At 37.5% G+C, this 18,675-nt stretch carries 13 protein-coding genes and 1 pseudogene; 9 read left to right on the forward strand and 5 right to left on the reverse strand.

From position 1 onward, the window contains the following. Window positions 1-81 precede the first annotated feature (81 nt). The 3 genes from ACFIJK_RS02395 (at window position 82) to ilvD (ending at window position 3,631) form a co-directional block, all read left to right on the forward strand. Entirely contained in the window at window positions 82-513 is a 432-nt protein-coding gene (locus tag ACFIJK_RS02395) for an Hsp20 family protein (protein ID WP_375625445.1), read from the forward strand. A 26-nt stretch (window positions 514-539) separates the two neighbouring features. Then, window positions 540-791 carry a DUF1150 domain-containing protein gene (locus ACFIJK_RS02400; RefSeq protein WP_012754519.1) on the forward strand — a complete coding sequence of 84 codons (252 nt, stop codon included), beginning with the start codon at window positions 540-542 and terminating at the stop codon, window positions 789-791. A 1,001-nt stretch (window positions 792-1,792) separates the two neighbouring features. Next, window positions 1,793-3,631 carry a dihydroxy-acid dehydratase gene (gene ilvD / locus ACFIJK_RS02405; protein WP_375625443.1) on the forward strand — a complete coding sequence of 613 codons (1,839 nt, stop codon included), beginning with the start codon at window positions 1,793-1,795 and terminating at the stop codon, window positions 3,629-3,631. 1,059 nt (window positions 3,632-4,690) lie between these two features. Here ilvD and mutS read toward each other — a convergent pair. Beyond that, window positions 4,691-7,435: a DNA mismatch repair protein MutS gene (gene mutS / locus ACFIJK_RS02410; protein WP_375626234.1), complete on the reverse strand. Its 2,745-nt coding sequence runs from the start codon at window positions 7,433-7,435 to the stop codon at window positions 4,691-4,693. Between the two features lie 195 nt (window positions 7,436-7,630). Between mutS and ACFIJK_RS02415 the strand changes: the two genes are divergently transcribed. Continuing rightward, entirely contained in the window at window positions 7,631-9,931 is a 2,301-nt protein-coding gene (locus ACFIJK_RS02415; RefSeq protein WP_375626236.1) for an NADP-dependent malic enzyme, read from the forward strand. A 67-nt stretch (window positions 9,932-9,998) separates the two neighbouring features. Here ACFIJK_RS02415 and secB read toward each other — a convergent pair whose 3' ends face one another. Together secB and ACFIJK_RS02425 are read right to left on the reverse strand one after the other, a co-directional pair. Then, window positions 9,999-10,475: a protein-export chaperone SecB gene (gene secB, locus ACFIJK_RS02420; protein ID WP_375625440.1), complete on the reverse strand. Its 477-nt coding sequence runs from the start codon at window positions 10,473-10,475 to the stop codon at window positions 9,999-10,001. Window positions 10,476-10,617: 142 nt separating this feature from the next. Continuing rightward, window positions 10,618-11,112 carry an FxsA family protein gene (locus ACFIJK_RS02425; RefSeq protein WP_375626238.1) on the reverse strand — a complete coding sequence of 165 codons (495 nt, stop codon included), beginning with the start codon at window positions 11,110-11,112 and terminating at the stop codon, window positions 10,618-10,620. Between the two features lie 173 nt (window positions 11,113-11,285). Between ACFIJK_RS02425 and ACFIJK_RS02430 the strand changes: the two genes are divergently transcribed. Both ACFIJK_RS02430 and ACFIJK_RS02435 read left to right on the forward strand, forming a co-directional pair. Beyond that, window positions 11,286-11,978, forward strand: a complete 693-nt coding sequence (locus ACFIJK_RS02430) for a Tim44/TimA family putative adaptor protein (protein ID WP_375625438.1) — start codon at window positions 11,286-11,288, stop codon at window positions 11,976-11,978. Between the two features lie 52 nt (window positions 11,979-12,030). After that, window positions 12,031-12,621: a Smr/MutS family protein gene (locus ACFIJK_RS02435; protein ID WP_375626241.1), complete on the forward strand. Its 591-nt coding sequence runs from the start codon at window positions 12,031-12,033 to the stop codon at window positions 12,619-12,621. Between the two features lie 136 nt (window positions 12,622-12,757). Here ACFIJK_RS02435 and ACFIJK_RS02440 read toward each other — a convergent pair. Beyond that, window positions 12,758-13,078, reverse strand: a pseudogene (locus tag ACFIJK_RS02440) (integrase arm-type DNA-binding domain-containing protein); the annotation flags it as partial. Between the two features lie 443 nt (window positions 13,079-13,521). Continuing rightward, window positions 13,522-14,055, reverse strand: coding sequence for a GcrA family cell cycle regulator (locus ACFIJK_RS02445; RefSeq protein ID WP_375626243.1), 534 nt, complete (start codon window positions 14,053-14,055; stop codon window positions 13,522-13,524). Between the two features lie 486 nt (window positions 14,056-14,541). On the opposite strand from ACFIJK_RS02445, the gene ACFIJK_RS02450 reads away from it, so the two are divergent. The 3 genes from ACFIJK_RS02450 to ACFIJK_RS02460 are packed head-to-tail and all read left to right on the forward strand — an operon-like array spanning window position 14,542 to window position 17,726. Next, window positions 14,542-15,756, forward strand: coding sequence for an aspartate aminotransferase family protein (locus ACFIJK_RS02450; protein WP_375626245.1), 1,215 nt, complete (start codon window positions 14,542-14,544; stop codon window positions 15,754-15,756). Beyond that, on the forward strand, window positions 15,753-16,688 hold the full coding sequence (gene argF, locus ACFIJK_RS02455) for an ornithine carbamoyltransferase (RefSeq protein WP_375625435.1): 936 nt from the start codon (window positions 15,753-15,755) through the stop codon (window positions 16,686-16,688). Before ACFIJK_RS02450 ends, argF begins: the two co-directional genes overlap by 4 nt. 36 nt (window positions 16,689-16,724) lie before the next feature. After that, window positions 16,725-17,726 carry an Hsp33 family molecular chaperone gene (locus ACFIJK_RS02460; protein ID WP_375626247.1) on the forward strand — a complete coding sequence of 334 codons (1,002 nt, stop codon included), beginning with the start codon at window positions 16,725-16,727 and terminating at the stop codon, window positions 17,724-17,726. The last annotated feature ends 949 nt before the right edge of the window (window positions 17,727-18,675 follow it).

The raw sequence follows: 18,675 nt of genomic DNA on the forward strand, positions 1-18,675 counted from the left end.
CGCTCGCCATATGAGAGGAATGCAGCGAACGCTTTTATAGAGTTTGGTCAAGTAAAGCCTTTTTAAAGAGGATACTCATGAATGACACATGTGACACCTTTCTCCAATCCTTTTCTTTTAGGGTTTGAAACCGTAGAAAAAATATTGCAACGTATCGGTAAAGCTGATGAGGCTTACCCAGCCTATAATATTGAACGTTTGCATAAAAATGATGATGCAAATCATATCCGGATAACTTTGGCTGTTGCTGGATTTAAGGTTAACCATCTTAATATTTTGCTCGATGATAATCAATTGGTTATTCATGGTAAACAAACAGACAACCAAAATCATCAATATTTATATCGCGGTATAGCTGCGCGACAATTCCAGCGAACCTTTGTTCTCGCGGAAGGGATGCATGTTACAAATGCAGAGTTGAAAAATGGTCTTTTATCAATTAATCTGTATCAACCAAAGTTAAAAAAAGAAATAAAACAGATTCCAATTAAAGTCAGTAGTGGTGAGTCATAAAAGTTAAGGCGTAAAGGAACAGTGAAATGGGAGAACATAAACAGAACTTGTCGTTTCAGAACACATCCTACTCTGATGCGGGACAGATTGCCTATTTAAAAAAAGTTTGTACAGATGATTTGGCTAAAAATTTTCCAGATCTTCCACCAATGACCCCAGGAATTACGATATGGGCTCTCTTTGGTGAAACAGGTTATCCTATCATTTTATCCGATGAGCGTTCTATCGCTCTTGCTGGAGCCAATGAGCATGAACTACAAATTGTAACTCTGCACTAGATTACCTGATGAGAAAACGCTGTACTCTTTATAAATTTTATCTGTTTTTTCGTAAAGGGTGTAATGTGATTTATAATGAGATAAGTATTGGTTTATATTCATAATTAATTTTTTACAACTGGAATGAGAGTCCCGAATATCATAAGGCTCTCTCATTTGAGATCTTCTTATATTGCAACAATTAAAGTCTCTTGCTTGTATGTCATAAGCAGGGAGAGTTCTGTGGATAAAAACAGTTGAAGAAAGGAATAAAAATATTTCTTTTTAATTGCCTTAATTACCAAGGACGTTCACAATATTGGGGATGAAAAAATGTATGATGGTGTCAGTTTGCTTCTTCATAAATGTGAAGATGTCCCTTATAGATTTATATTATTCACGGGGGCTGTTATACCATTCATGGGCGCTATCGTGAAATGGGCTCGAGCGCATTGAAAGATGTTTCTTTAAAATGAGTACATGAAGGCTATAAAAGTGTATTTTGTTTGGGGTGTTCTGTTCTTCCTAAGGGGAGTAACTCCATTGAAGAGTGTAAAAACAAAAGCATGAGATAATGCGTCATCATTATTAAAAAGATATTGCTATGAATGCTTTTGAAAAGTGTAAAGCTGAATTGTAAGGAGATGATAGATTTTTACATGATGCTTTTATATTCTTTCCAAATTAGGCTGTCTTCTTGTTCCAGAAATTACGCAAACAGATAGATTCAATATACCTACCAAATCTGGCCAAATCTTGCATACAAAAATCTGGAACAGTTCGTGCCACACTGAAGCGTTTTGATATTTGTCTCAAACGTGGAATTGCACAGGGATTAGATGTTGATTAACAGGTAATAAAAAAACAAAGGCCTTATGAAAAAGTTTATGCAGAGCTTTTAATTTTGTGCTTCAAATGCCTCAGTACAAGGTATTTTTCTCTTTTGAATATTAAAGCTCTTGTTTTTATAATGAAGTTACAGCACAACAAGCAAAATGGAATTATTTGAGGGGAAAAAAATAATGCCTTCTTACCGTTCAAGAATATCGACCCACGGGCGTAATATGGCAGGAGCCCGCGGACTTTGGCGTGCAACAGGGATGAAAGATACTGATTTTGGTAAACCCATTATTGCGATTGCGAATTCTTTTACACAATTTGTACCAGGGCATGTCCATTTAAAAGATCTTGGGCAATTAGTCGCACAACAGATAGCAGTAGCCGGTGGTGTTGCGAAAGAATTTAATACCATTGCTGTAGATGATGGAATTGCGATGGGGCACGATGGAATGCTCTATTCTTTGCCCTCACGTGAAATCATTGCTGATTCTGTAGAGTATATGGTTAATGCACATTGTGCGGATGCACTTGTCTGTATTTCTAATTGTGACAAAATTACGCCTGGTATGTTAATGGCTGCTTTACGGTTGAATATTCCGACAATCTTTGTTTCCGGCGGTCCTATGGAAGCAGGTAAGATTAAATGGAAGGATCAAGATCTAAGGGTTGATTTGGTCGATGCCATGGTCGCAGCAGCTTCAGAACAGAATTCAGAAGAAGAAGTTGCTGAAATGGAGCGTGCTGCTTGTCCTACATGTGGTTCTTGTTCAGGAATGTTTACAGCCAACTCCATGAATTGCTTAACGGAAGCATTGGGGCTTTCGCTTCCCGGAAATGGATCAATGTTAGCAACACATGCAGATCGACGGATGCTTTTTGAAGAAGCTGGAAAACAGATTGTTGCATTGGTTAAACGTTATTATGAAAAAGATGATGAAACAGTCTTGCCGCGCTCTATTGCTTCACGCAAGGCTTTTGAAAATGCAATGACCGTTGATATTGCTATGGGGGGATCAACCAATACAGTACTGCATCTTTTAGCCGCGGCGCAAGAAGGTGAAGTGGATTTTACCATGACGGATATTGATCATCTTTCACGTCGTGTTCCTGTTTTATGTAAGGTTGCTCCTGCTGTCGCGAATGTACATATGGAAGATGTTCATCGCGCTGGTGGTATTATGGGGCTTTTAGGTGAACTGGATGCGGCAGGACTCATTGATACGTCAACTTATACGGTTCACGCAAAAACAATGAAAGAAGCTCTTTACCGTTGGGATGTGAAACAAACTAATGAACCAACAGTTCGTACATTTTATCGTGCTGCTCCTGGTGGTATTCCAACACAGACAGCTTTTAGCCAATCTTGTCGCTATGAGACCCTTGATCTTGATCGTGAAAAAGGTGTGATTCGCGATAGGGAACATGCATATTCACAAGATGGAGGATTGGCAGTTCTTTATGGAAATCTTGCAAAAGATGGCTGCATTGTAAAAACAGCAGGCGTTGATCAATCAATCTTAACTTTTAAAGGTCCGGCAAGAATTTTTGAAAGCCAAGATTCAGCTGTTTCAGCTATATTAACTGATAAGATTAAAACAGGTGAAATTGTTTTAATCCGTTATGAAGGTCCACGTGGTGGACCTGGAATGCAAGAAATGCTTTATCCAACAAGTTATCTCAAATCTAAAGGATTGGGCAAGGTTTGTGCACTTGTTACAGATGGGCGTTTTTCAGGGGGAAGTTCAGGGCTTTCGATAGGACATATTTCACCAGAAGCTGCTGAAGGAGGAGAAATTGCGTTGGTAGAGGAGGGGGATATCATAGAAATTGATATTCCAAATCGTAGAATTCATATGTTGGTGGATGATATTGAGATGAAGCAGCGCCGTGCTAAGATGGAAGCAAAAGGAAAAGGTGCTTGGCAACCGATTGAGAAGCGTCAGCGTAAAGTTTCAAAGGCTCTCAAAGCCTATGCAGCGATGACCACATCTGCTGCAAAGGGTGCAGTACGTAATATTTGATGAGATGAATGACGCGTCTTATAAAAGAGAGATAGTATTCTGATTTTTTGCATCTTTTGCACGATATTCTAAGCTAATTATTTTATGAGTTTATGAACTTAACAGAATATTTCGAGTCATGATGAGTATGATTAAAAAGCTATCAATACAACTAAAAGCTGCTGAGGATTGCTTATTTTAGCAGCTAGGTAAGACAGATAAAGATAGATATGGTATGATTACTTTTCATATCATATTCCAATTTTATACGAAATTACGATTTCTTGTTACTCATATTTATGAAAGATATTTATTGTAGTGGTGGCATTATCTTGCAATACCGTAAAACACTGTCATTTAGAGCTGTGATATATGGTATTCTTCTTAATATATTTAAGTATTTTTTTAGTGTGTGGTGAATATTCTTAGATTTGTTTATCAGGCTTTGAGTTTAGGTGAATCACATGACTAGGAAGTCAAGGTAAATCTCTTAGAATCTGGACTGTTTGCAGACTTGATTCGAATGAAAATCCTTATCCTTTGAGATGCGGGAAGGAGTTCAAGGATGTTTAGGAAAATAAAATACTGCTGTGATATATTTGATTATATGGTTCATATGAAAACAGTAAAAGAGCTCTTTATAACTTAAAATGTGAAGAAAATGCGAGACCCATTATCTGTGAAGTTATTATGCAAAATGGAGTGGCATCCCAACACCGACAGCTTTAAACTAAAACTGTTGCTATGATAACAATAATATTGATTATGAAAAAGCATAATTCATTAAATATTGCGTATTTGCAAGGTGGAGGAGATTTCATGACAATCTTTGCAAAAAACGACTATCTTGTAAAAATATTCGACATTGACCAATTTTTTGTATACGGGCCAATATTGATCTAAGGAAATATGAAATATAATACATAGGATTTTGCCTCTATATGCATTACACTTATCAAAATATATTGTGTAGAAAAGCGATGGGAATACGGTAAACAACAGTTTATGCTGTGGCATATCAAAAAGGGATACTTTATCTCCTATTAAGAAAGCTTTTTAATAAAAAATAACATCCGTTTTCTATAAAGGGTTGCTCTTTTCAAGCTGTTTGAGGTGGTAAATTGCTTCTAAAGCTTGTTTAGGAGAGAGTTCATCGGGATGGATATTTTTTAAAGCTTCGTGAAGTACACAATGTTTGTTTCTTGCTTCATTGACGGGAGATGTTGCTTTAAGAGAAAAGAGCGGTAAATCATCAATGAGTTTATGTCCTTTTCCAGCCATTTCACCTTGTTCTAATTGATGGAGTACATCTGTTGCTCGTGTAATAACTGCTGGGGGAAGTCCAGCAAGCTTTGCGACTTGTACACCATAGGAACGGTCAGCAGCTCCTGGTGTGACCTCATGAAGAAAAACTACATCACCATCCCAATTTTTGACTTTCATGGTTACATTATGCAGTCTGTCAAGTTTTTCGGTAAGTGCAGTCATTTCATGAAAATGGGTAGCGAGAATAGCACGACAATGGTTAACTTCATGGAGATATTCAACGGCAGCCCAAGCAATAGAAAGTCCATCAAAGGTTGATGTCCCACGCCCTATTTCATCAAGAATAACAAGGGAATGGTGGCTAGCATGATTGAGAATCGTTGCTGTTTCAACCATTTCCATCATAAAGGTTGAGCGTCCCCGTGCAAGGTCATCGGAAGCCCCGACACGACTAAACAGGCGATCAACGACACCAATATGTGCTGAAGTCGCTGGAACGAAGGACCCCATTTGCGCCATAATAGCAATGAGAGCATTTTGCCGCAAAAAAGTTGATTTTCCTCCCATATTAGGCCCTGTCAACAGCCAGATTGCTGCATATTGCTGATTTTCTTGCACAGAGAGATCACAATTATTGGCAATAAAAGGTTCTGCTGCTTGTTTGCGGAGTGCTTGCTCGACGACAGGATGGCGTCCTGCTGTGATATGAAAGGTAAGTGAAAGATCAATTTTAGGGCGGCAATATCCTTGTTCTTCAGCAAGATATGCTAAGGCGACAGAGACATCTAAAATAGCAAGTGCTTCAGAGGCTTTACGAATAAAATCAACTTGTTCGGTAATTTCCTGAACGAGAATATCAAAAATCTCTAGTTCAAGTGTTAATGCGTGATTGGCAGCATGGGCAATACGGCTTTCAAGGTCAGCAAGCTCTGTTGTCGTAAAACGCATAGCATTTGCCATTGTTTGCCGATGAATAAAACGTGCTTTAGCTTGTGGATTATTTGTAAGAGCAGATGCTTGTGTACTGGTTACTTCAATGAAATAACCTAGAATATTATTATGCTTTATTTTAAGCGTCTTAATATCTGTTTCTTGGGCATATTGCGCTTGAAGTTCAGCAATGACACGGCGCGATTCATCACGTAAAGCACGCATTTCATCGAGCTCTTTATGATAATTTGAACGAATAAAACCACCATCACGTTTAAGGAGTGGGAGATCATCAGCTAATGTTTGTTCTAAATGAAAGTATAACGCTGTGGGTAAGTTTGAGAACATCTGTTGTACATCACTTATTTCTTGAGGCAGAAGCTCATTATTAAGAAGTTGATGCAATTCACGAATGATTTCAAAGCCGCGCTGGATTGTCGCCATATCACGGGGACCTCCTCGTCCAAGAGCCAAACGTGAAACGGCGCGGGGCATATCTGGTCCCCCTTTTAAAATAAGCTTTATCGCTTCTGCAAGAGAAGGATTACGTAGAAAAAAATCGATAGAATCCAAACGCGTATCAATAGCTGAAGGAGTGGTGAGGGGAGCAATAAGGCGGTCAATAAGAAGGCGTGATCCTCCTCCTGTTACAGTGCGATCAATAGCTTTTAATAAACTTCCATCCCGTTGACCTGATGTCGTACGAATAAGTTCAAGGCTTAATCTGGTTGCGGCATCAATAAAAAGAGTTGCACTTTCATTTTGGCGCTCAGGCTGCATGAGGGGAGGACGATGCGTTATTTGTGTTTTTTCGATATAACGAATAGCAGCTACAATTGCAGAGAGTTCGGAACGTGAATAATCAGCAACACCTTCAAGAGTTGAGAGTTTAAAATAATTGCAAATATCGCGTTCAGCGGTTAGTGCATCAAAGAGACAAGCAGGTTGAGGTGAAATGATACGGTCAAGAACATTAAAAAGTGATTTGTGAGATTTATCATGAAAGAATGAATCAGCAACAATGATTTCTTGTGGATCCACACGCATAATATCTGCTAAAAGTTTTTCTTGGCGGCTTTCTGTTACACGAAATATGCCTGTTGAGATATCAATCCAAGAAAGAGCAAATTCCTCTCCATCGCTAGTTTTTAGACGGGAAAGTGTCATCAAATAATTTGCGCGTGTTGGATCAAGGAGTTTTTCTTCTGTTATTGTTCCAGGTGTCACAAGGCGAACAACATCACGCCGAACAACAGATTTTGAGCCACGTTTTTTTGCTTCAGCAGGATCTTCTATTTGTTCACAAACAGCAACTCGGTAACCACAAGCAATCAGTTTTTGTAAATAATCATCAGCAGCATGAACGGGAACACCGCACATAGGAATATCTTGTCCTAAATGTTTTCCGCGTGCTGTGAGTGTGATTCCTAAAGCCTGAGCAGCTTCAATCGCATCATTAAAAAATAATTCATAAAAATCCCCCATTCGGTAAAAGAGAAGAGAATCATGATGTACGGCTTTGATTTCTATGTACTGCTCCATCATAGGTGTCAGACGTTCTTGAGAGGAAGCAGATGAGGAGGCAGGCTGTGGAATTAAATTATTTTTATGGTTGTCTTTTTTATCCATTTGTATGAGGCCTGTTTCCTTTAAGTGAAGTTTTTACTCTTTTTTGTTTACTTCAATATCTATTTATCTCTAAATTGCAACGCATCATCAGATTTGCTAAGGCAAGAATAGCGATTTCTAATATATGAATCAAATTTAATGACTATACGCATTATCAAGCAAAATTTACACTGTTTTTGGAGAAAATAAAGTGAGATGAAAGAGAGCGAGCAGGATCAGAAAATGTCTCAAACTGTTTACAGTGCGAGCGAACGAGAAGCTCTAGATTTTCATAGTCGTGGTCGACCAGGAAAGCTTGAGATTGTTGCAACAAAGTCTATGGCAACACAGCATGATTTAGCACTTGCTTATTCACCAGGTGTTGCAGTTCCAGTTAAGGCAATTGCTCAAAATCCAGCGTTAGCTTATGATTATACAGCAAAAGGCAATCTTGTTGCTGTTATTTCAAATGGAACCGCTATTTTAGGGTTAGGTAACTTAGGAGCCCTTGCCTCTAAGCCGGTCATGGAAGGCAAAGCAGTGCTGTTTAAGCGTTTTGCGGATATTGATTCCATTGATTTAGAAATTGATATAAACGATACAGAAAGTTTTATCAATTTGGTGCGTCATTTAGAACCTTCTTTTGGTGGAATTAATCTTGAAGATATTAAGGCGCCAGAGTGCTTTATGATTGAAAGCCGCCTACGCGAGGTGATGAATATACCTGTTTTTCACGACGACCAACATGGTACAGCAATTATTGTTGCTGCTGGTGTTCTCAATGCTTTGACTTTAACAGGGCGCGATATGCAAAATACGCGGTTAGTCTGTAATGGTGCTGGTTCTGCAGGGATTGCTTGTATTGAACTGATTAAAGCGATGGGCTTTCGTTCCGAAAATATCATATTATGTGATACAAAGGGTGTGGTCTATGAAGGCCGCAAAGAGGGAATGAATCAATGGAAATCTGCGCATGCTATTCAAACAGATAAACGTACGCTTATGGAAGCAATGGAAGGAGCAGATATATTTTTTGGGGTTTCTGCTAAAGGCGCTCTTACTCCTGAAATGGTAAGATCCATGGCACCACAGCCGATCATTTTTGCTATGGCTAATCCTGATCCAGAAATTACGCCGGAAGAGGTTATGCAAGTGCGTCATGATGCCATTGTCGCAACAGGGCGTTCCGATTATCCAAATCAGATTAATAATGTTCTCTGCTTTCCTTATATATTTCGTGGTGCACTTGATGTGCGTGCAAGAGTTATTAATGAAGACATGAAGATTGCTGCGGCAAAGGCTCTTGCTAATTTAGCGCACGAAGAAGTGCCTGACAGCGTTGCAGAAGCTTATCGTGGAAAGCGATTAAAATTTGGTCCTAATTATATCATCCCTGTTCCTTTTGATCCGCGTTTATTAACGGTTGTTTCAATAGCGGTAGCAAAAGCAGCAATGGAAAGTGGTGTTGCGCAAAAGAACATAGATGATTTAGAGGCCTATGAGCGCGATTTGAATGCGAGACGTGATCCTACTTCCTCGATGATGCGTGGGATTTATAATCATGTTCGTCAAGCGCCAAAACAAATTGTCTTTGCAGAAGGTGAAGAAGAGCAAGTTATGCGGGCGGCCGTTTCCTATGTTCATCAAAAATTAGGACAAGCGATTTTGGTTGGTCGTGAAGAGCAAGTAAGAGAAGCGGCTGTTATCGCTGGAATTGATCTGGAGCGTGAAGGTATTTCTATTATGAATGCTAAGCTTTCTTGCCGTACAGATGCTTATGCGAATTATCTTTATAAAAAGATGCAGCGTCAAGGCTGGCTGTTGCGTGATTGTCATCGTCGTATCAATAATGATCGCAATTATTTTGCTGCGTGTATGGTGGCACTAGGAGATGCTGATGCAATGGTTACAGGGGTGACACGCAATTATGAAACAGCGCTGATCGATATACGTCGTGCGATTGATGAAAAACCAAAAGAACGATTGATTGGTATTTCAATGGCTATTTGCCGTGGACGAACTGTGTTTATTGCGGATACAGCCGTTTATGAAAATCCTAATGCTGAAGAACTTGCGGATATAGCGGAACAAACCGCTTCGTTTGTACGTGGATTTGGATATCAACCACGGGTAGCATTTCTAGCATTTTCTACGTTTGGTTATATGAAAGGGCAGATCATACAGCAAATTCAGGATGCGATTAATATTTTGCATGAACGCAAGGTTGATTTTGAGTTTGATGGAGAAATGAGCGCTGATGTGGCACTCAATTCCAAATTGATGCAGCAATATCCATTTATGGGATTAACAGAGCCCGCTAATATTTTGGTTATGCCTGGATATCACGCGTCTTCCATTGCAAGCAAAATGTTACAAGAACTTGGTGGAGCAACCATCATTGGTCCTATTTTAATTGGATTGGAAAAATCTGTCCAAATTGTACCGTTTAGTGGAAGCGATACAGATGTTGTCAATATCGCAATGCTTGCGGCTTATCATGCCGCAAAAGTCGTCTAAAGAAAAAAAGCCCCTAATATACCAATAATATATTAAGGGGCTTTATGATAGCAAAAGAATAAATTTTTTAAGAGGGTTGTATTTGATTGTCGTTTTGTTCTTCAGCGAGACGCTTTTGGAAGAGGGCTGCAAAATCAATAGGATCAATCCATAAAGGTGGAAAACCACCATTTTGAGTAGCATTAGATATAATTTGGCGAGCAAATGGGAATAAAAGACGGGGACATTCAATAAAGACCAATGGCATAACATGTTCTTGTGGAATGTTTTTAAGGTGGAAAACACCACCGTAAATCAGTTCTACATGAAATAAGGTTTCAGTTTCATCATTGGCTTTGACGGAGAGAGACAAAACGACATCATAATTGTCATCACCAATTGGGTTAGCATTGACGTTAATATTGATATCAATTTGTGGTGATTTTTCACGTGTACGCAATGAACGAGGAGCACCTGGGTTTTCGAATGATAAATCTTTTAAATATTGAGTTAATACAGCAAAAACCGGCTCTCCACCACTGTTATTCATTTCATCTTCGGCCATACGACGAACCTCTCTCATTATAATATGTATATTTATTTTAGATCTAAAGACCAAACTGGTTATCACGCCTTGCAAAAGGTTGCAAGAAATGCGCTCTTTATCTTGAATATTTTTTTAGTTTGTTACAGGTTTTTTAGGCATTTCAATGGTTATCATCATTTTTGCGCCATGGAGATTCTGTCGTATCATAAATTGTGTAATCTTCTGCGTTAAGATCAATTACTTTTTCAGCGTCATTTTTTCTTTTAGTATTGAGATTCATTTTGTTTTGTAATGATGTAAAAAAATGCCAAACAACAGAGCGAATTGGTTTAATAAGAAGTAATATTCCCAAGAGATCACTTACAAAGCCAGGAAGAATAAGTAAAATTGCACTAAACATGATGAAAACATCATTAATAATATTATTCTCTAATGTGCGTCCTTGGATAAGTTCAGTTTGTATGTTTTTTAAAAGGCTAAACCCTTGAACTCGCAATAAAACAACCCCAACTATGGCTGTGAGAATAACCAAACTCAAAGTTGCTAAAATACCAATTTCTTGACCAACAAAGATAAAACCAGCGATCTCGATTAAAAGACTGCAAAGAAAGATAACAACAAAAAAACGAGGATTTATAGAATAAAATTTTATCACATGCAAATTTCCTTCTGGATGAGTAAGGGGAGAAATTCTTAAGAGCACTCCATTTAATATAAAATCTATAAAAATATTTGAATGGTAGGATTCCTTATTTTACATATTTATTGATAAATGGTATTGACTGCAATGTTTATTAGAGATTTAAGCTTTGGAGATTGACAGCGCCCATGGAATTTGACGTTATACTTGTCATAGCTCTTGTTGTTATGGTTGTTATTTTTGTGCAGCTCCGTAATGTATTAGGGAAACGAATTGGGTTTGAAAAGCCCCCCTTTGATCCTTATTCACGTCGTTCTAAAAAACAGGTTGAAGCAGAAACGACTGATAATATTGTTTCGTTCCCTCATCAGAAAAATTCACAAAAAGACGACTTTAGTGAAATTGATAAAATTGCACCGGAGGGGAGTATTTTGAATAAAAATTTGCGGGAATTGCATAAAATTGATCCTCAATTTTCTCCTCAATTTTTTATAAAAGGTGCACAAATTGCTTATGAAATGATTGTAACAGCTTTTGCCAAAGGTGATCGCAATCAACTTAGAAGCTTGCTTTGTCAGGATGTTTTTGAGAGCTTTTGTACGGCTATTGAGCAACGAGAAAAAAATAAAGAGAGAATAGAGTTCACTTTTGTTGGAATTAATAAGATCGAATTTGTTGCGGCGGCAATACAAGAAAAGGATGAACTTCTAACGATACGTATTGTCAGTGAGATGATTTCTGTTACTTATAATGAACAGGGCGAGCGTATAGACGGTGATCCTGATGCTATTGTAGAAATCAGAGATATTTGGACTTTTGTTCGCAATAGTTTATCATCAGATCCAAACTGGAAGCTTTTTGCTACAGAAAATGAAAATTAAAATACTTTTTGTTTTTCTTCCATAAGCATTCAATGATTTATGAGAAATTAAAATGTCCTCAAGTAAATGGAGACAAAAAAGAGATTTATTGGCTTCACAAGATCGCCTTTTATGGGAGATGGTTTGTCGTACGATAACACCGCTTCACGGTAAGATGCTCTCTTCTACTTCAGAAACTATTGCAAATATTAATGATAAAAAACAGCTTGTAACTCAAATCTCCTCATTGTCTCAGGAAAATCAACAACCCTCGACAATTATTAAAAGCGAAAAGAGGGCAGTTACACAAGCACAAAAGATTCATTTCTTTGATCATGTTGCACATCGTAAAATTTCCCAAGGTCGTTATCCTCTTGAGGCGCGCCTTGATCTCCACGGTTATATGCAGGAAGAAGCTTATTTTTTCTTAAAAAAATTTCTACAATCCTCTCAGCAGAGAGGATTACGTTATGTCCTTGTGATTACAGGAAAAGGACGATCCGTTGGGAGCGATGGAACTTTGTATAGATTTGTTCCGTATTGGTTATCAACACCAGCTTTTCGATATTATGTCCACGCGTTTGAGCAAGCAGGGCGTCAACATGGCGGAGAAGGTGCACTTTATGTTTGGTTGCGCCGTTTTGTGTCGGGAAAAGGAAAGTGATGTTATTGTGGTCGTTCTAGGTTTAATATTTATTTATACGTAATAATTTATTGTTTTCGTATATTTCGTAAGAGTCTTGAATACAATATCCCCTTATTTATAATTTTTTATAAATAATTATAAATATATCATTTTACATTCTACGTATTGCTTCACGCTTTTGTTTATCGCGTTCTTTAATGGAGCACATCCCTCACGCAAAACAGAATGACATTGTTGCATATATTCACAGGCTTGTTTTAAAGAAACATTTCTCAACGCTCCCAAGCCTATTTTGCGACAGCATCCGTGAAGGGTATAACGATAAATCCATTAAGCACTCCTATCTTTATACTTAATAAAAGAGCAAGATGGCATCATCACACACTTTGCTAGCTTCCAATGTTGCGACACCCCTTGAAGCCCTTGTTCCTTGAAAGCATTTATAAAAGGCATGCTTTTCTTTAAGTGTTTTTATTCTTCGCAGCTCTCATCTTGCTCGTGACGCTTAAACGAAAGATTTTGATTGATTCAATATAAGAGGCTTAAAATGAAAGAGATATTGATGGGTCTCATTTAGGTTGCAACGCGATAAATTATTTTTATAAACCACAGCATTACTCTATTAAATACACGAAGAATAAAAACATGAGAAATTATCTTATTCAAAAGATATTGCTATGGATAGTGTTAAAAGTAGTGCAACTAAATTAAAGAGAATCTTGAAAATAAACAGGAATATAACTTTACAATACATAATTGTGCAATAGCGCCAAAAGATACAATTTCGTTGAATAGTTTCATGAAGAAATTTTTTCACTCATTAAAAGCTTTATTAAATTTCTTTCTCATAATAATTCGATAATTAAAATTTAATAACGAAGCGCAGAAGGTTTAGAATATGAGATTCAGTCGAGGATATTACACTCTTATCCGACGTCTTTCAGATATTGGTTGAAATGCTAGCTTAGCATGAAAGGCACAATAGGGGCTATTTTCATCAGAATCTGCACCACAAAAATGAAAATCTGCTGATAATGGATCGCCAACCGGCCATCTACATGTATTTTCACTCAATTGTAAAAGATTAAGTTGACGTGATATAGGCACAACTACATTGGATTTTGTGGACATATCAACTTCTTTTACATCTTCTGCTACAAATTCTGTCTTTAAAACTGGTTCTTCAATACCTACAGATGATGTGTTTATTGGCGATACCGTGGATGTGTTGCGACGCACACGTGGAGATGATGGGCTGCTTCCCACGGGGGTTTTTTGCGTACGCGCACTTCCTTGTGGTGTTTTACCGCGTCCTGGCAACTTTAATCGGTGTACTTTGCCGATGACTGCGTTTCTGCTGACCCCACCTAATTGAGCAGCAATTTGACTTGCACTTAACCCTTCACTCCAAAGCTTTTTAAGAAGCTCAACGCGTTCACATGTCCAACCCATACCAGCACTCCATTCCGATTACGTCACTAAGATGCTCTCCCCCTTTGCATCTTCAAATGTTTTAATAATGTTTTCACTACGCTGAATGAAAGAATTTTACACTCTAAGCGAGCATAAGAAAATCATCCAACCTTTGGACTTACAAACCAAAACACATCATCTTGCTTATTATATAATAAATTACAATATGCACTCACTCTATGACAAGAGTCTTTACCTCTTGAAGAGTTTATTTAGAATGTTTTCCCCAACTTGCAAATCAATCATAGGTTAAACTTTTACTTTTGTTTAAGGATTTTTCCAAAAATGCTTATTTGTAGAACCTTCATTGACTTTTTTTCAATTGGTGTAATGATCTATTCCATAGGTGTAATCATTAATCGTAATGAAATGTTGAAAGCACCGTAACGAAATGTACCATGTTATTTTATTTGTAGTGTTGCTTTGTATATATATTGAAAAGGTTAAAATATAAAGGAAATTATGATGGATGCCGTCTCTATACAACCACTTTATGAATGCTTCGCACGACGAGATTTGCATTTTGAACAGGGGCATGGTGTATGGCTTATTTCCGATAAGGGAGAACATTATCTTGATTTCACATCTGGCATTGCTGTTAATGCATTAGGGTATTCACATCCAAAATTAGTTGATGCGCTCAAAATGCAAGCTGAAAAACTTTGGCATGTTTCTAATATTTTTCAATCCCCTGAACAATCAGCTCTTGCTACGCGGCTTTGTGCAAATAGTTTTGCGGATAAGGTTTTTTTCTGCAATTCAGGCACTGAAGCATTGGAATGCGCATTCAAAACGGCGCGTCATTATTACTATGCTGCGGGTCATTCAGAACGCATTGAAATAATTACTTTTGAAGGGGCATTCCATGGACGTACACTTGCAGCACTTGCTGCGACTGGGCATGAAAAATATCTTGAAGGCTTTGGACCTAAAGCTGGTGGATTTATTCAAGTACCTTTTTGTGATGAAATCGCTTTGCGTAACGCTATTAATAAAAATACCGCCGCTATTCTTATTGAACCTATTCAAGGAGAAGGAGGAATACGAACGGTCCCTCATGAATATTTAAGATTTTTGCGCAAAATATGCGATGATAATGGTCTGTTATTGATTTTGGATGAAGTCCAAACGGGTATAGGACGAACAGGAAAGCTTTTTGCTTATGAATGGAGTGATGTCTTTCCTGATATACTTACCCTCGCAAAAGGATTAGGAGGAGGATTTCCATTAGGTGCTTGCCTTGCAACTGATAAAGTTGCAAAAAGCATGACACTTGGGACCCATGGTTCAACCTTTGGAGGAAATCTTCTTGGAATGGCTGTAGGAAATAGTGTTCTTGATATTTTGTTAGAGCCAAATTTTCTCAACCATGTTCAGCGCATGGGGGATAAACTAAAAAGTGGACTTTTGCACATTCTCAATATCTATCCTGATATTATCTGCGCAGTTCAGGGGATGGGCCTAATGGTGGGTATTCAGTGTGTTGTGCCTTCAAATCTTGTCGTTAATGCTTTAGAAAATGAATATCTCTTAAGTGTTGCTGCCAACAACAACGTTGTGCGCTTATTGCCTCCTCTTATCATTAGGGAAGAAGAAATAGATGAAAGTTTGCATCGTATTGAAAAAGCAATAGCTTATCTTTCGCAAGTAAACAAAGAAAGACAAATATTACACACATGACAAATGCTCTTCGTCATTTCACGGACTTATCCATTTTAACGCCAGCAATAGCGCGCGCACTGATCGATTATGCAAAAATCCTTAAAGCGTCTTTTAAAGCAGGGAAAGGTTCAAAACCTTTTATGGGTAAAACACTTGCGATGATTTTTGAAAAACCATCCACACGAACCCGTATTTCATTCGATATCAGTATGCGCCAGCTTGGGGGAGATACAATCATGCTCACGGGTTCAGAGATGCAGCTTGGTCATAGTGAAACTATAGCTGACACAGCTCGTGTTTTATCCCGTTTTGTGGATATCGTGATATTACGAACAACAAAACATCAACGTATGCTCGAATTGGCACAATATGCACAAATTCCTGTCATTAATGCCCTTACAGATGATACACATCCTTGCCAAATTTTAGCAGATATATTAACCTATGAAGAGCATCGGGGGCCAATTGCTGGCAAAATATTCGCGTGGATGGGGGATGGTAATAATGTGCTCCATTCCTTAATTGAGGCCGCAGCTCTTTTTGATTTTCATTTGCGTATTGCTACTCCAAAGGGCAGTGAACCACAAGAAAAATTTATACATTGGGCACGTGAACGAGGAGCACACCTTACACTAACTCATAGTCCCCAAAAAGCAGCTCAAGATGCTGATTGTATTATGACCGATACATGGGTCTCCATGGGACAAGAATTTCGTGCTCGCAGTCGTTCTATTTTTCAGCCTTATCAAGTCAATGAAGCTCTCATGAAATTAGCAAAATCTGATGCTCTTTTTATGCATTGTCTTCCTGCTCATCGTGGTGAAGAAGTGGTTGATTCTGTGATTGATGGACCGCACTCCGTTGTTTTCGATGAGGCTGAAAATCGTCTTCATGCTCAAAAAGCAATTCTTTCTTGGTGTTTACAAGATGCGTTTTTCTCTCCACAATAGCTCCTCTACAACAAATTATATAAAAAAGGCAAAGCTATGAGTAAACAAGCTAAAGATGAAGCCTCTCTCGACAACAACTTCTTGCATGAAGATGATACTGTTATTCCCTTTCAAGTCGAAGAACTTGATATCCGTGGACGTGCCGTACAACTTGGGGAAACTTTAAATTCTATTCTTAACAGACATCAATACCCTGAACCGGTTTCTTATCTTCTAGCAGAAGCTTTACTTTTAACTGTTCTGCTTGGAACTTCTCTAAAGCTTACGGGAAAATTTATTTTACAAACTCATTCCGATGGACCGGTTAATATGTTGGTATGCGATTTTTCGCCTCCTTCCAGTTTACGTGGATACGCTCGTTTTGATAAAGAACAGCTTAAACAAGCCATAGACAATAATCAAATCTCTTCAGAAACCCTTTTAGGGAAAGGCACTTTAGCCTTCACAATTGATCAAGGTCCCCATATGCAACCCTATCAAGGGATAGTTGCATTAGATGGATCAAATTTACAAGAAGCTTCTCGTATTTATTTTGATCAATCAGAACAAATTCCTACCGATATCCGTTTGGCTGTTGCTATATTAATTAATCGTGACCAACAAGGAAAAACGCAGAAAAGCTGGCGAGCTGGAGGTATTTTGATCCAACTTTTACCTCAAGAATCCTCTCATCATAAAATAGATGTCTCTCATCAAAAGCGAGAAGAAACGAAAACCCACACCCAATTGGATAACCAATGGCAGGAAGCTAAAATACTCATGGCAACGATTGAAAGTTCAGAATTAACAGATCCCCAAGTTGGTAGTAAACAGCTCTTGTTCCGTCTTTTTCATGAACAAGGTGTTAGAGTTTTTAATCCTTTTTCTCTTGTCGATCAATGTTCTTGTTCACACGAAAAAATTAAAGGAATCCTAGAAGGATTTTCTATTGATGAACGCAATAAAATGGTTAAAAATAAATATATTTCAGTCACATGTGAATTTTGCTCAAAAACGTATTGTTTTACACCACAAGAATTTTTAGAAGAAAAAACATAATCAAATATTTTTCATAAAAAATGATGATTGCAACAAAAGCCTATTTTATTTGCGTTATAAAAGTTTACCCATAAGCTCATATAAACTTCTAGAATATTTCTTGTCTTAGAGTTTTTTAATGTATACGAGTGATCTTTCTGTTGAAATCAGTAATCACGTCACAGAGTGCTTAAAAAAGAGTTCTCTGTAAAATATATTTTCTCCTCTCGAAAAAGCTTCTTGTTTATTTTTTTCATCTCAAAAGCCTATTTCTTACAATGAATTCTTTTATAATATTCATTGATAGATTGATCATGTACTCATAACTTATCTTTTCTGTTAAATGAGATTTTTTGATTATAGTCATATTTGCTTACTCGAATTTATCTTATTAAGAGTCAAAAAAGCTTATTAGTTATAATCATAAGATAAATTATCGAAAGAATAAGAATGTATAGACTCAATATGGAATTTATGGAGTCTATTACGAACAGATAGTATAATGGGAATAAATATACCAATAACGCTGCGAAGGAATGGATTTGTTATTTTATAAAGATGAAAATAGTGGTGAAGTCCCCTCATAACAATGTGCATTTCAGATAAAAAAGCGGAGACAGAACACTATATGATTTTGAAAATAATAGTTGGTTTCTTTCACTAATCTAACGATGTTTCTATAACAATATTGTTTTGTCCAAATAATCAAAAATAAAGCTCCTAAACAGATATTTAATCGATAAAAAAATGAAAACTACTTAAATTTTTGTCATACTTGGGAGGTTTGCTCTACAGATATTTCTTTGCACATGTTTTTGAATCAACAATGGTAATGCTCTTGTCAAATTTTCCTAAGAAGAATGAGGATCCATATAAATAAAATAGCATACATAGCATGATAAAACGTTATGTTTTTACAAACCTGCATTATTATATTTTTCAACTTAAAATATTGCCAATTATTTTCACG

This window comes from Bartonella sp. PS17NMGDW, from assembly GCF_042193555.1.
In the GTDB taxonomy this organism is placed as follows: domain Bacteria; phylum Pseudomonadota; class Alphaproteobacteria; order Rhizobiales; family Rhizobiaceae; genus Bartonella; species Bartonella grahamii.